11 protein-coding genes are annotated in these 14,573 nt (G+C 64.4%); 6 read left to right on the top strand and 5 right to left on the bottom strand.

The window, feature by feature from the left end; genetic code table 11:
* Positions 1-60: 60 nt before the first annotated feature.
* A complete protein-coding gene (locus tag WDM91_20415) occupies positions 61-2,355 on the bottom strand; it encodes a TonB-dependent receptor (protein MEI9996970.1) in 2,295 nt (764 codons plus the stop codon).
* A 634-nt stretch (positions 2,356-2,989) separates the two neighbouring features.
* On the opposite strand from WDM91_20415, the gene WDM91_20410 reads away from it, so the two are divergent.
* From WDM91_20410 to ssuD, 4 genes are all read left to right on the top strand, one after another.
* Positions 2,990-4,342: an LLM class flavin-dependent oxidoreductase gene (locus tag WDM91_20410; protein MEI9996969.1), complete on the top strand. Its 1,353-nt coding sequence runs from the start codon at positions 2,990-2,992 to the stop codon at positions 4,340-4,342.
* Positions 4,339-4,707, top strand: a complete 369-nt coding sequence (locus tag WDM91_20405) for a DOPA 4,5-dioxygenase family protein (GenBank protein MEI9996968.1) — start codon at positions 4,339-4,341, stop codon at positions 4,705-4,707. The genes WDM91_20410 and WDM91_20405 overlap by 4 nt, the downstream gene beginning before the upstream one ends.
* Before the next feature lie 194 nt (positions 4,708-4,901).
* A complete protein-coding gene (gene epsC, locus WDM91_20400) occupies positions 4,902-5,783 on the top strand; it encodes a serine O-acetyltransferase EpsC (GenBank protein ID MEI9996967.1) in 882 nt (293 codons plus the stop codon).
* A 65-nt stretch (positions 5,784-5,848) separates the two neighbouring features.
* The gene (ssuD, locus tag WDM91_20395; GenBank protein ID MEI9996966.1) at positions 5,849-6,967 is read left to right on the top strand and encodes an FMNH2-dependent alkanesulfonate monooxygenase; all 1,119 of its coding nucleotides are present in this window, start codon (positions 5,849-5,851) and stop codon (positions 6,965-6,967) included.
* Positions 6,968-7,028: 61 nt separating this feature from the next.
* On the opposite strand, the gene WDM91_20390 is transcribed toward ssuD, so the two are convergent.
* From WDM91_20390 to WDM91_20380, 3 genes are read right to left on the bottom strand one after another with little or no spacing between them, the layout of a single operon-like run.
* Positions 7,029-7,994 carry an alpha/beta hydrolase gene (locus WDM91_20390; protein MEI9996965.1) on the bottom strand — a complete coding sequence of 322 codons (966 nt, stop codon included), beginning with the start codon at positions 7,992-7,994 and terminating at the stop codon, positions 7,029-7,031.
* Between the two features lie 7 nt (positions 7,995-8,001).
* Complete coding sequence (locus WDM91_20385) at positions 8,002-10,251, bottom strand: TonB-dependent receptor (GenBank protein MEI9996964.1); 2,250 nt, start codon at positions 10,249-10,251, stop codon at positions 8,002-8,004.
* A 28-nt stretch (positions 10,252-10,279) separates the two neighbouring features.
* Positions 10,280-10,516: a hypothetical protein gene (locus WDM91_20380; GenBank protein ID MEI9996963.1), complete on the bottom strand. Its 237-nt coding sequence runs from the start codon at positions 10,514-10,516 to the stop codon at positions 10,280-10,282.
* Positions 10,517-10,845: 329 nt separating this feature from the next.
* Between WDM91_20380 and WDM91_20375 the strand changes: the two genes are divergently transcribed.
* Together WDM91_20375 and WDM91_20370 are read left to right on the top strand one after the other, a co-directional pair.
* On the top strand, positions 10,846-11,214 hold the full coding sequence (locus tag WDM91_20375) for a DUF2946 family protein (GenBank protein MEI9996962.1): 369 nt from the start codon (positions 10,846-10,848) through the stop codon (positions 11,212-11,214).
* 77 nt (positions 11,215-11,291) lie between these two features.
* The gene (locus WDM91_20370) at positions 11,292-13,568 is read left to right on the top strand and encodes a TonB-dependent receptor (GenBank protein ID MEI9996961.1); all 2,277 of its coding nucleotides are present in this window, start codon (positions 11,292-11,294) and stop codon (positions 13,566-13,568) included.
* Positions 13,569-13,697: 129 nt separating this feature from the next.
* On the opposite strand, the gene WDM91_20365 is transcribed toward WDM91_20370, so the two are convergent.
* On the bottom strand, positions 13,698-14,561 hold the full coding sequence (locus WDM91_20365; protein MEI9996960.1) for an aldo/keto reductase: 864 nt from the start codon (positions 14,559-14,561) through the stop codon (positions 13,698-13,700).
* Positions 14,562-14,573: the final 12 nt, after the last annotated feature.

Here is a 14,573-nt window from a genome sequence, read left to right as displayed (position 1 = left end):
TAACTCCGTTGCAAGGTGAACGGCGGCGATCGGTGCCGAATTTCGATCGCCGCGTCGTTCCTATTCCACATGCGCGTCGAACGTGACGCCGAAGGTGCGTGGATCGCCCAGCACGCCGACGACCGGCGTGATGGCCGATGCGCCGCCGATGCCGATGAGATAGCGCTGGTCGGCGAGATTCTTCGACCAGAGGAGCAGCGAGTATTTCCCATCGCTCGTCTTCACGCCGATGCCGAAATTGGTCAGGCCGTAGGCATCCTGGTAGGCGTAGGGCGAAACCGGGTTGTAAAGCGACGTCTTCGAGCGGAAGGACTGGTTGAGATAGGTAAAGGCGGTGAAATCGTCGTCCAGCGGCTGCTCGTAGTTGATGTCGAGCTGCCCATTCCATACCGGCGCCCCCGGAAGCTGATAGCCGGACAAGTCCACCGATTTGGTGACGTTCGTCAACTCGATCGGCGCCGGCGCATCGTCATAGGATACGAACGTGGCATTGTTGTAAGCGCCGCTCAGCGAAATCGTCAGGTTGTCGAGGAGAGAATAGGTGGTCTCCAGCTCGACGCCGCGCTGGCGCACCCGGGCCGCATTGGCGAGGAATATCTTGGTCGTCGGTCCCGTGGTCACGGCGGAGGACGCCTGATAGTCCGAGATGTCGTTCCAATACAGGTTGAGGTTGGCGATCAGTCGACCCTCGAGCCAAGTCGTCTTGACGCCGACTTCGTAGTCGGTGGCCCGTTCCGGTTTGATGATGACCGGGATGCCCGGCGCGGCCGTTGTGTTGATGCCGCCCGACTTCTCGCCATGGCTCACGGAGAAATAGGCGAAGATGTTGTCGTCGATCTTATAGGAAGGATTGATCAGCCAGGAGACCGAGCCGAAATCCTTCTTCTGGGCGACGGAAAACAGACCGCCGAAGCTGCCGATGACGGCATTGCGCGTGGCGAGCGGCACGCCAGTCAGCGTCGCGCCGCCGAAGGATGTGGCGTCGTCGCCGCCTGCCTTGTGCTCCCAGGTGTAGCGCAGGCCGCCGGTGATCGCGGCGGCATCGGTGACGTGCCAGGTGCCCTGCGCGAAGCCGGCATAGCTGTCCGTCGTGGCGCGACCGGCCTGGTCGTACTCCACGCCGTTCATGATCGCCGACGGTGCCGCCGGGTTACCCAACAGGAAGGCGGAGGCATCCGAGAAGAAGATGTCCCGGTTGTCGCTCAACACGCGCTCGTGCAGCAGGTAGACGCCTCCCTGGTACTCGAAGGCCTGGCCCACCGGCGACGCGACGCGCAATTCCTGTGAATATTGCGACACGTCCACATCGTAGCCGCCGCGGAAGATCGGGAGCGGCGACAGGTCGGAGTCGTTGTACGGCCGGAAGCGCAGACTGCGGAACGCCGTGATCGACGTGATCGTGTGGTCGGCGACAGTCCAGTCGAACTGGTTGGATATGCCATTGACGGACGAATGGGTGATCCCCTGCGTATCGAGGCTCGCGCCCTTGGTCAGGTCGAAGCTCGGCGTGTAGCCGAAGACGCCTTGCAGCAGCTTGGACCAGCCCACCCGCACCGCGCCATTCGCGTAGTTCGGATCGGCGACCGCGGGGTAGTAGTTGTTGATCTCGTCGGTCTGGTTGTGCTCGATGATCAGCCGATCGCGGAAATTGCTGGTGGGCGTGAACAGCAACTGGCCGCGCACCGACCACCGGTCGGTGTTGAGCAGGTGATCGTCGTTGTCGTTGTTCTTGATCCAGCCATTGCCCTTGTCGCCCGACACGGTCAGGCGAAACGCCAGTTCGTCGTCGATGATCGGCGCCGTCACATTGGCGCGGATCTGTTCCCGGTCGTGATTGCCGTAGGTGGCTTCGATATCCGCCTGCGGCGTGAAGCTCGGCTCCTGTGTCGTGATGACGACGGCACCGATGGTGGTGTTCTTGCCGAGCAGCGTGCCCTGCGGCCCGCGCAGGACTTCCACGTGATCGAGATCGACGAAGTCGAACCAGCTGAAGCCGACATGGGTGAACACGACATTGTCGACGATCAGGCCGACACCCGACTCGACGCCGTCGTAACTGGCGTTGCCGCCGAGACCGCGAATCGAGAATTGCGATACGCGGGTGTTCTGCTGGACCGCGGAAAAGTTCGGCACCTTGTCCGCATAGTCGGCGATACGGTCGGCATGCTCCAGTTTCAGCTTGTCGCCCGCGATCAGCGAAATCGGAATCGGGACATCCTGGTTGTTCTCGGCACGGTGCCGGCCGGTGACCACGATGGTCTCGATGGTTTCGGCCGACGCGGCGGCATTGGCCACCACGATCGGCGCGACGGTGTCACCGACGCCGGCATCTGCGGCATACGCCCCGGATGTCATGAACGCAGCACTGCCTGCCAGCAACGCCAACCGGATGGACGAAAGTCTTTTTGCGCCGGAGCGCATGGCCCCAGCCGAATGGAATGATGACACGCGATTTGCCCCTGCTCTAGCCAACACAACGCCACAACATTGATAGTCTATCAACTTACTAGTGTATTGATAAGAGTATCGCGGCTGGCGGTCAATAGGATTGTTCCGGACAATGCCCCTCCACAAAGACGGGACGGCGGGACGCGTCGCGGTTTCGCTGCGGGAGACGGCGCATCTACGATGCGTATGCGGCCATTCCGCGCGGCTTTCCGGAGCGCCCCGCGCCCGCCGGGCATCCCCAATGCGTCCCGAGCGATGCTTGGAGCGATCCGGAAGTATACTATATTCGCTAGATAGACTTATAGGCGCCGCATGCCACCAGCATCCCTTCTTCGCTCCCGGCCGTCGTCGGTCCGGTCTGGTTCGGCTCGCAAGCCACGGCGTGGCGCGGAAGTCGCCGTCTATGAGCCGCCTCGGGACAGCCGTGCCGTTCGCGTGATTCGGCAATGACGGGCTTTTCTGCGATCCGGGCGGCACTATCTGTAGAATTGGGTGTCCAAATGCAGGGCGGCACTGCGCCCGGAAGGAAAGCGAACGTCCCATGAGCAGCACACGGCAATTGAAGCTCGGCGCCTTCATGCGGCCCGTCGGAATCCACACCGCCTGGTGGCTCTACCCGGGCGCCTGGCCGGATGCCAATTTCAACCTGAAGCATCTGGTGCGGCTGATTCAAAAGCTCGAGCAGGGGAAATTCGACGCCTTCTTCATGGCCGATCACCTGGCGGTGCTGAACATGCCGATGTCGGCGCTGAAGCGCAGCGCGACGGTGACGTCGTTCGATCCGCTCACCCTGCTGCCGGCGCTGGCGATGGTGACGGAGCGCATCGGCCTCGTCGCCACGGCCTCGACAACCTACAACGAGCCCTATCACGTCGCGCGCAAATTCGCGTCGCTCGATCACATCAGCGGCGGACGCGCGGGATGGAACCTCGTCACGTCCGGCAACCCGACGGAAGCGTGGAATTTCGGGCTGGAGGAGCATTGGGAGCACGACACCCGCTACCGCCGCGCGCGTGAGTTCTTCGACGTGGTGACCGGGCTGTGGGACAGCTGGGCGGACGATGCCTTCATCCGCGACACGCAGAATGCGATCTATTTCGATCCCGAGAAGCTGCACGTCCTCGACCACAAGGGCGAATTCCTGAAGGTGCGCGGCCCGCTCAATGTCGGCCGCCCGATCCAGGGCTGGCCGGTGATCGTGCAAGCCGGCGCATCCGAGGCCGGCAAGCAGATCGCTGCCGAAACGGCCGAGGTGATCTTCGCCGCCGGCGGGCGTCTGGCCGATGCGCAGCGTTTCTATGCGGACGTGAAGGGCCGGCTCGACAGGCTGGGGCGGCCGCGCGACCACCTGAAAGTTCTGCCGGGCGCGCTGGTCGTGGTCGGTGACACGGACGCGGAGGCACACCGGAAACGGGAGCTGCTGGACAGCCTCGTCCATCCGGACAGCGGACTGCCGAATCTGTCGATGCGGCTGGGTACGGACGTTTCCGGCTTCGACCTCGACGGGCCGCTGCCGTCGGACCTGCCCGAGACCAATGCCAGCCAGAGCGGCCGCCAGGCGCTGATCGACCGCGCCCGGCGGGACAACCTGACCGTCCGCGAGCTGGCGCGTATCGTGGGCGCCTATGGCGGGCTTGCGTTCGTCGGCACGCCCAAGACGATCGCCGACCGGATGGAAGAGTGGCTGCTGACCAACGCCTGCGACGGATTCAACATCATGTTCCCCACGGTGCCGCAAGGGCTGGATGACTTCGTGGACCTGGTCGTGCCGGAGCTGCAGCGCCGCGGCATCTTCCGACGCGAGTACGAAGGCACGACCCTGCGCGAGAACCTCGGCCTGCCGCGGCCGGAGAACCGCTTCTTCGCCAAGCCGGCCGAGCGGGTATCAGCATGACGCAATCATGGGATCCCGACCTGCAGATCATCCAGGGCTTCCACGCCCACGTATATTTCACGCCGCAAACCAGGCCGGCCGCCGCCCGGCTGCGCGAGGCGGTCGGACAGACCTTCGCTGTGACGCTCGGCCGCTGGCATGACGCGCCGGTCGGGCCACACAGCCAACCGATGTACCAGATCGCCTTCGCACGCGAAGACTTCGGCCGACTCGTGCCTTGGCTGATGCTGAAGCGCGAAGGCTTGAGCGTCCTCGTGCATCCGGTGACGGGCGACGACTATGGAGACCATGCGACCTCCTGCCTCTGGCTCGGACCGCCGCTGCCGCTTCATCTCGATGTGTTGAGACAGGCGCGCGAGGCGTGAGACGACGGATGCCAAGACCGCTGCGGCTGCGCGCCGTCTGGACATACAATACTATTCTGATAGATTATAATTGGATTTTCAATTGAGGCCGGGGCGCGGCCGGCGATGCCGGTCGCGGTCGTTACAACATGCGAAACGCTTCTGAAGTCGCCGTTCGCGAAGGATCATCCGGACCGCGCCGCAAGGAAGGTGCGGTGGACACCGGAACGCTCGATGCCGTCGTCGCCGAACTGCGCCGATCCCGCGAGATCACCCACAACATCCGCGAGGGGGGCATCCCCCGGCGGCTTCCCTCCGCCACGGCCATCGCCGAGATCGTCGAAAGCCTGTCCGCCGTGCTTTTCCCCACGCATTACGGCCAGCCGGAGCTCACCGGCGAACGCATCGACGGCTTCGTCCGCGGCGTGCTGGAGGACACGCTGGCGGCGTTGCAGGAACAGATTCGCCGCGCCCATCCCGTTACCGGCGACGCGCCGGAGCGCGACGCGGCCGACCGCGTGACCGGCGATATCGTCAGGGCCTTTGCGGCGCGGCTTCCCGCGATCCGCGCGCTGCTGGTGGGCGATCTGCAAGCGGCTTATGAAGGCGATCCGGCGGCAACGACGGTCACGGAAATCCTGCTTGGCTATCCCGGCATGGTGGCCGTCATCCATTACCGGCTGGCGCGCGCACTCCATCTCCTCGGCGCGCCGCTCATTGCGCGGCTGATCTCCAACATCGCCCATTCCCGGACCGGCATCGATATCCATCCCGGCGCCGAGATCGGTGCGAGTTTCTTCATCGATCACGGCACCGGCGTGGTGATCGGCGAGACGGCGATCCTCGGCGACCGGGTGCGGCTCTATCAGGCCGTCACGCTGGGCGCCAAGCGCTTTCCGGTCGGCCGCGACGGCATATTGGTCAAGGGCGTCGCACGCCACCCCATCGTGGAAGACGACGTCGTGATCTACGCCGGCGCGACGATCCTGGGACGCATCACCATCGGCCGCGGCTCGACGATCGGCGGCAATGTATGGCTGACCCAAAGCGTGCCGCCGGGAAGCAACATCACCCAGGCCCAGACGCGCGATGTTTGAATATCCCTCCCGCGCCATGGCGCAACTCGACCGGAAATGACACTCCCATCGAAGGCGGAAATCCCATGACCCACGACAGCAAGTTGAACTTCTTCTGGTTCCTCCCGAGCGCCGGCGACGGCAGCTATCTCGGCTCGAACGAATTGCGCCGGCCGGCCGATTTCGGCTATCTGCGTGAGATTGCCTCGGCCGCCGACCGCCTGGGTTATGGCGGCGTTCTGTTGCCCACGGGCCATGGCTGCCTCGACGGCTGGACGCTGGCGTCGGCCTTGGCGCCGTTGACCGAGCGCCTCAAATTCCTGGTCGCGCTCCGTCCGGGAATCCAGACGCCGGCGCTCGCCGCCCGGCAAGCGGCCGCGCTGGACCAGATCTCCAACGGCCGGCTGCTGCTGAACGTGGTGACCGGCGGCAATCCGACGGAGCTTGCCTATGACGGCCTGTTCCTCGATCACGACGAGCGCTATGTGCAGACCGGCGAATTCCTGACGCTCTGGCGGCGCATCATGCAGGGCGCGCCGATCGACTTCGACGGCAAGCATCTTTCCGCGAAGGGCGGCACGCCGCTCGTCTTCCCGCCGGTGCAGACGCCCTATCCGCCGATCTATTTCGGCGGATCGTCCGCGGCCGGCGTCGCGGTGGCCGGCGAACATGCCGATCTCTACCTCACCTGGGGCGAGCCGCCCGCGCAGGTCGCCGAGAAATTCAAGGAGGTGCGCGAGGCCGCGGCCAAAGCCGGCCGCAAGATACGGTTCGGCATCCGCCTGCACTTCATCGTGCGCGAAACCGAAGCGGAAGCCTGGGAGGCCGCCGACCGCCTGATCAGCCGGCTGACGCCGGAGATCATCGCGGCGGCACAGGCGCGCATCGCCAAGCGCGTGGAGCAGTCCGAGGGCCAGCGCCGCATGGTTGCGCTGCACGGCGGCAAGACCGACAAGCTGGAGATCAGCCCCAATCTGTGGGCCGGCATCGGGTTGGTGCGCGAAGGCGCTGCGACGGCGCTGGTAGGCGATCCGCAGACCGTGGCCGAGCGCATCCGCGAATACCAAGCGCTGGGTGTCGATACCGTGATCGGATCGGCCTATCCGCATCTCGAAGAAGCCTATCGCGTCGCCGAGCTGCTGTTTCCCGCGCTCGGACTCGGCGACAGCCGGACCGAGACGCCGCTGCGCGCAGCGGCGGGGTAATTCGCTCAAGCTGGCGGCCGAGCGTTGCTGACGCGACGCTCGGCCGGGGCGGCAAGCAGCGCTAATTCACATCGCGCGCTTCAAGGAACGCCGCAACATCGCCCGCCGAACGCGCCGGAATCTCGACCTGCGGCAGGTGACCGACGCCGCGGTAGACGATCAGCTGCGCGCCCGGAATGGCGTCGGCGAATTTGTGCGCGCTTGCCACCGCGATCAGCGGATCGACGGCGCCCCACAGGACCAGCGTGGGCACCGCGATCCGCGACAGCGCCGCCTTCGTGGCGACGCTGTTCCTGCCCGGCGCCAACGACATCAGGATGTCCCGATGGCCAGGCGCGCGCTGGAATTCCGCCCAGCGCGCGATGAAGGCATCGGTGATGACCGCGGGGTTGCCGACCTCGCCGCGCAGGCCGCTGCGGATGAGCGGAGTATTGTCGATGCTCTTCAGGAAGGCGCGTCCCCAGCTGTACCGCAGAAGGCGGAAGGCAAGCGGCGGCGATTTCAGCGTCTCGCTCGGCCAGCCAGCGGCATCGACCAGGATCAGCGCGCGCACCCGCGCGGGATAACGCAGCGCGAACTGCCAGGCGACACCGCCGCCCAGCGAATTTCCGGCGATGGCGAATTTGGGTAGATTCAGCTTCGCCGCCAGCGCGTCGATCAGTGCCGTGCTCCCGTCGTCGTTCAGCACATATCCCGAGGGCGCACGCGTCAGCCCGTGACCGGGCAGATCGATGCGGATGACGCGGAAGCGGTCGTGGAGCCGCGCAGCCCAGCCGTCCCAACTGGTGAAGGAATCGCCGAAGCCGTGGACGAGCAGAAGGACCGGCGCTCGCGGGTCGCCCTCATCTCTGTAGTGCAGCCGCACGCCGCCCGGCAGGTCGGCGAAATGCGACTGCGTATCGGCGTATTTCGCCTCCAGCACAGCATAGGGAATGTCCGGTCCGCGCAGGACGAACCACCAATAGCCGGCGGCGGCCACCACAAGCACGACCAGCAGCCAACCTATGAGCTTCAGCACGGACCGCATGGCGCCCTCAGTATTTCAGGCTGAGGCGAACACCGACCGTCGCCGGCTCGCCGCGCTGCGCGATGTCGATATCCGTCAGGAAGAAGTTGCGCGTGGTGTCGTAATTCGCATTGAAGATGTTATGGCCGAACAACGCAACCGACCACGGCTGGTCCTCTGGCGTGAGCGTGAGGTTCGCATTCGCGATCCAGTAGGAGTGGACGTAGTAGACCGGGCCCAGCAGCAGCGGATCGAAATGATCGTGGAAGGCATAGTCGGCCTCCGCCTCGAGCGAATAGCCCGGCAGCAGGAACGTATAGGCGGCCGATCCGCCATAGCTCCACGGCGCGAAGCCGACGCGCGCACCCTTGCGGTTGACGTAGACCGGGTTGAGCGTGTTGCCCGGCGGCACGCAGACCGGGGCCGGCACGCACAGCGCGGTGGTGGCGGCGATGTCGAGATCGTTGTCGTATTCGTCGAACTTGCCGTCCTTCCAGCCGACCGACTGCGAAAGCTGGAGCTCGGGAATCGGCTGCCACTTGCCCTCGAATTCGAAGCCGTAGATATGCGACTTGCGCGCGTTGACGATCGCGCCGATGGCACCGAAATCGGACCAGATCGCCGACTGCACCTGCTGATTGTGGTAATCGTAGTAGAATCCCGCGCCGTTGAGCTGCAGCGTGCCGTCGGCGAGCGTGGTCTTGAAGCCCGCCTCATACGCCCACAGCGTCTCCGGCTTGAAGGCATCGACCGCGCTGGCGCTGGGCACGTTGTAGGACGTGAACCCGCCGGATTTCACGCCTTCGCTGACGCTGGCATAGAGCAGCGTCTCCTCCGCGGGCTTATATTCCAGCTCCGCCTTGCCGGAGAGGTTGGTGCCGTTGAGCGTCTTGTCGGCCGGCGCGCTGAAGCCCGCCGGCGTCGTGCCGGGCGCGTAGACCCCGGAGGTCACATAGTTCTTCTGCTCGCGGTGCTCGTTTTCGCCGCGCAGGCCGCCGATGAGCGACCACTGCTCATTGAAGCGATAATGGACCTGCCCGAACAAGGCTTCGCTCTCGACATGCTGATTGTAAGTCGTCTGGGTGACGAAGCCGAGCGACTGCCAGAAGTCGGAATCGAAGATCTCGTCCAGATCCTCATGCGAGAAGTAGAATCCGACGAGCCAGGTGAGCGGCGCCGCGTCGTCGTTCGATGCAAGCCGCAACTCCTGCGAATAAACATTCGCCTTGGTGTCGAAGTAGGTCCCCGCATAAGCCAGCGAGGACGCATCCCAATCGTTGTATTCCTTGCGGTCCAGATTCTCATAGGATGTGATCGAAGTCAGCGTAGCGAAGCCGAGATCGGCGTTCGCGCGCAGGCTTACGCCGCCACTGGTCGTGTCGTGGAACGGCTTGACGTCGGCCGGCTTGCCGATGAGTCCCGCGAACACGTCCGAGCCGCCCCACCCGGTTTGCGCCGTATTGGTAAAGGCGGGCACGACCTGCCCACCGAGATAGATGTTGGGGATGGGATCGAACAGGTAAAGGCCGGTAGGCTCGGAATCGTCGTAGCCCCAATGGCCCTCGAGCAGGAAATTGACCGTGCTCGATGCATTCCATTGCAGCTCGCCGCGAAAAGCGCTGGTGTCCTTGTCGCCGAGCGACTGACCGTTCTCGCGATTCTTCTGCCATGCGCCGCCCTGATCGGTGGTGGCGGCGAGGCGGAAGAGCAGATCGTCCGAAATCGGGCCGGAAACGAAGCCTTCCGTATGGAATTCGTCGTGGCTGTCGAAATCGGCGGTCAGGCCGGCGCTGAAATCGGCGGTCGGCTTGCCGGTGATGAAATTGATCGCACCGCCCGTGGTGTTGCGGCCGTAGAGCGTGCCCTGCGGCCCGCGCAGAACCTCGACGCGGTCGAGGTCGAACAGCAGGCCTTGTGTCTGCGCCGGCACGGGGTAGGCGACCTCATCGACATAGACGCCGACGGTCGAGCTGTTGTTGGAGCCATAGTCGTCGAAGCCGACACCGCGCAGGCGGAATTCGGGCTGGCCGCTGCCGAAAGCCGGAACGATCTCGAGACTCGGCGTGGCATATTGCAGGTTGTTGATCTGGGTGACGTTGTGCTTCGCGAGATCGTCGCCGGACAGCACCGTCAGGGCGATGCCGACATTCTGCGCGGACTCTACGCGCTTCTCCGCCGTGACCGTAACGGTCTCAATCGCCGTCGGCGATGTATCGGCCAACGCCGGACTCGATATCAGGATCAGTGCCAGCGACGCAGCAACAAACTCGGTCTTCATCATACCCCTCGAACAACGATGTTTCTTCTTACACGCGCAGGCCGCCGCGGCGAAATGCGACGACAGGCCATCTGAATCCGGGCGCGGGACGGCCAGGCGCAGCCGGCCTCCGGCCTTCGCAATGTTCAAGCACCCGCTGATGAAGATCGGCCCCCGCGTCATCGCCCCAGTCGCGCAATCGCACAATCTTGCGGCGCAGATGCCATTCGGCAAAGCTGCCATATTCGCGCTTCCATCGGCGCGCGAGGCTGTCGATGCCGTCCACCCCTAAACCCCCACGTCAAAAATCCGTCCGCCGCCGGGAAAGGGGACCGGAGGCCCACCAACAAGCAGCATCGTCTCTATACTATATCGTTTTACTAGAGTAAAGACTGGCCCGACGAGTTTTGGGTCGCGGGGCGAAGGTTGCCGACCCGCCGGAATGGTCACGAGCTTGAAGCGGGCGCTTGAGCTATCCCGGGTGCCGAGAATATAATATTTCCAATAAGTTATGCCATAAATGCCTACGAGAATTGGAAGTCTCGCCCAGCGGCGTCGCGACATCGAAGCGCTTGACCCCGCCAAGATCCGGCGGGACGTTCGCGGCGAGGGGCCATGACTCGTACCATCCGCTTCGCCGCGCTTCACGTCGCGCTTGCCGCGATGGTGCTGCGCGCACTGTTGCCGACCGGCTGGATGCCGAACCCGGCTGGAGCGGGCAGCAGTCCCTTCACGATCTGCACCATGGACGGCCCGGTCCACGTCCAGCCGCTCAAGCAGAAGCCCGTACAGGACGACAGCCGTCACCATGAGTTCTGCCCTTTTGGCGCGGCCCCGCACTTTGCCACGCCGCTTGCCGCCCAAGCAGCGCCAGCCCCGGTAAACATTGCCGGCGGGGTCGAATCCAAGTTCGTATCGGCCTCCATCGCCCAACCGGTGCGCTACGCGCCGCAATCGCCCCGCGCTCCACCCGCTTTCGCCTGAAGTATCCGAATGGCGCAGACGGGTGGAACGCGTTTCCAGCACATCGCGCCGTCTCCACACTTCAAGCGAGAACAGCCATGTCGCTCCACTTTGCGCGATCGCACATTGCCGCGCTTCTGCTCGGCGCAGCCCTGATCATCCCGTCCCGCGGCCACGCCGCCGCGATCGAAACCGTCGTCGTCACCGGCGAACGGACCGCCGGCGAACAGCCCAACAGCATCGAACACGTCACCGCGCTGAAGGCCCGCGAGCAGATCAACGCGGTCAACACCGAAGACATGCTCAAATACACCCCGTCTTTGGTGGTGCGGAAGCGCCATTATGGCGACACGCAGGATCCCATCGCGACGCGCACCTCGGGCGTCGGCGCCTCCGCGCGCACGCTGCTCTTCGTGGACGGCATCCTGATCTCCTCACCCATCGGCAACAACAACACGTCCGCCTCGCCGCATTTCGGGGTGGCGGCGCCGGAGGATGTGTCGTCCATCGACATCCTCTATGGCCCCTTCGCCGCGGAGTATGCCGGCAACGCCATCGGTGCGGTGCTCAACATCACGACACGGATGCCCGAGCGCCTCGAGATCTACGGCGACGCGCTGGGCGCGGTGCAGCCTTTCAGCCAGTATGGCACCGAACATAGCTACGGCACCTGGCAGCTTGCCGCCGGGATCGGCGACCGCGATGGCGACTTCTCCTGGCGCTTGTCGGCCAACCATCTCGACAGCACCGGCCAGCCACTGGCTTACGTCACGCTGACACGGCCTGTCGGCAACAGCACGGTGGGTACCCCCGTCACGGGCGCGTTCGACGACCTGAGCCGCACGGGCGCCCCCATTGTCGTGATCGGCGCCGGCGGCATCGAGCACCAGGTGCAAGACACCGACACGCTGAAGCTCGCCTATGACCTGCCTTGGCAGATGCAGCTCACCTACATCGTGAGCGTCTTCCATCAGGAGGACGATGCGACGGCAGAGGCCTATCTGCACACGGCCGCCGGCGCCCCTGTGTTCTCCGGCAGCACGAATATTCATGGTCAAACCTACAACATCGGCGCCACCGGCTTCTCGAACAACGTCTATGATTGGAACCAGACCCATCTTGCGCAAGCCATCTCGCTCAAATCGGGCGACAAGGGCGACTTTGCCTGGGAGTTCGTCGCCAGCGACTACAATTACCTCGACGACAATCAGCGCGTTCCGTCCGTCGCTCTGCCGGCGGCCCGACTGGGCGGCGCAGGCTCCATTACCCGCCTGAGCGGCACCGGTTGGTACACAATGGACGCCAAGGGCGTGTGGACCGGCTGGGCGGGCAACGTGCTCTCATTTGGCGCGCACCGTGATGCGGAGACATTCAGTCAAGTCAAGTTCAACACCGCGGACTGGATCGGCGGAGCGCCCACAACCCTCGCCGGCAAAGCCCAGGGCCGCACGGCGACGAACGCGCTCTGGGTGCAGGACATCTGGTCCTTCGCGCCGGACCTGAAGGCGATCATCGGCGGGCGTTACGAGGATTGGCGCGCCTATGACGGGATCAATTTCTCCGTCGCGCCGCCGCTGGACGCGTCACAGCCGAAGCTCTCGGGGAGCTATTTCTCGCCCAAGGCGTCGCTTGCCTGGCAGGTGGCGGAGCCCTGGACGCTCAGCGCCTCCTGGGGTTCGGCCTATCGCATGCCGACGGTGACGGAGCTTTACCAGGCCGTTACGACGGGCACGCAGCTCACGGTGCCCAATCCCAACCTCAAACCCGAGCATGCCAACTCTTACGAACTGGCGGCGGAACGGAACACCGGGAACGGGCGCATCCGGCTGTCGCTGTTCCAGGAAGAGATCGGCAATGCTTTGCTCTCGCAATCCGCGCCGCTGGTGACGGGCTCGACTGCGCTCTACAGCTATGTGCAGAACGTGGCGCACACCCGCGCGCGCGGCGTCGAGCTGGTCGCCGACCAGAATGATGTGCTGATCGATGGACTGGAGCTTTCCGGCGGCGTCACCTATGTCGACGGCCGCACCACAAGCGATCCCGTATTCCTCAAGGCAGTCGACAAGGTCATTCCGCAGCTTCCCCGTTGGCGCGGCGAGGCGGTGGCGACCTACCGGCCCGACGATCGGCTCGCCTTCACCCTGGCGGCGCGCTACAGCGACCGCTCCTTCGGCAGCATCGACAACTCCGATCCGGTCTCTCACACCTTCCAGGGCTTCGACGGCTATCTGGTCTTCGATGCCCGCGTGCAATACCGCGTGGACGACAATTGGATCGCATCCTTCGGCATCGACAACCTCAACGACGACAAATACTTCCTCTACCACCCCTTTCCGCAGCGCACCTTCGTGATGGAAATCCACTATGCGCGATAGGCCGGTGCCGGACGGGTTTTGCGCCGCACAGCGGCAGCCCCAAAAAGCTGCCGCGCTTACGGGCGCGTGCCCATCCACATACGGGCCGCATCGGCTCCTATTCGGCCATCGCGCTCCTCGAACCCGCCTTCACGCCGCCTTGCGTCCGGCCTGGTCGAGCGTCGCGAATTCCTCGTCGCTCAGATGCACATCGACCGCGGCCACGTTCTCCTGGAGATGGCTGACCTTCGACGTGCCGGGAATGGGCAGCATCACGGGGCTGCGCTTCAGCACCCAGGCGAGCGCGATCTGGCTCGGCGCGGCCTTATGCTTCTTTGCGATCGCGTCGAGCACCGATCCCGGCTTGGCGAGGCTGCCGGACGCCAGCGGAAACCACGGAATGAATCCGATGCCGTGCGTCTCGCAATAGTCGAGCACCGCCTCGCTGCCGCGATCAACCAGATTGTAGCGGTTCTGGACCGTGGCCACCTTGAACAGTTTCGAGGCAGCTTCGATGTCCGCGACCGAGACCTCGCTCAAGCCGGCATGTTTGATCAGCCCATCCTTCAGCAGCGACTGGATCGCGCCGAACTGCTCGCCGGCGGGCACCTTGGGATCGATGCGATGCAGCTGCCACAGGCCGATCTGCTCGACACCGAGTTGCTTGAGGCTCTTATGCACCTCCTTGATGAGGTACTCCGGCCGGCCATTGGGGTTCCAAATGTTCGGGCCGGGGCGTTCGAGGCCACCCTTGGTCGCGATCAGCATGCCCTTATAGGGATGCAGCGCCTCATGGATGAGCTTCTCCGACACGTCGGGACCATAAGAGTCCGCCGTATCGATGAAATTCACGCCGAGTTCGGGAAGGCGCTTCAGGGTGCGCAAGCTTTCTGCGCGATCCGCCGGCTCGCCCCAGATGCCGTCACCGGTGATGCGCATGGCGCCGAAGCCCAGGCGATGAACCTCGATATCGTCGCCGATTTTGAAAGTGCCGGATTGTGCTGCGTTGGCCATGACGGACTCCTG

Source organism: Rhizomicrobium sp. (assembly GCA_037200385.1).
In the GTDB taxonomy this organism is placed as follows: Bacteria; Pseudomonadota; Alphaproteobacteria; order Micropepsales; family Micropepsaceae; genus Rhizomicrobium.
The sequence above is the reverse complement of the archived record's forward strand: the minus strand, read 5'-3'. Positions and strand labels throughout refer to the sequence as shown.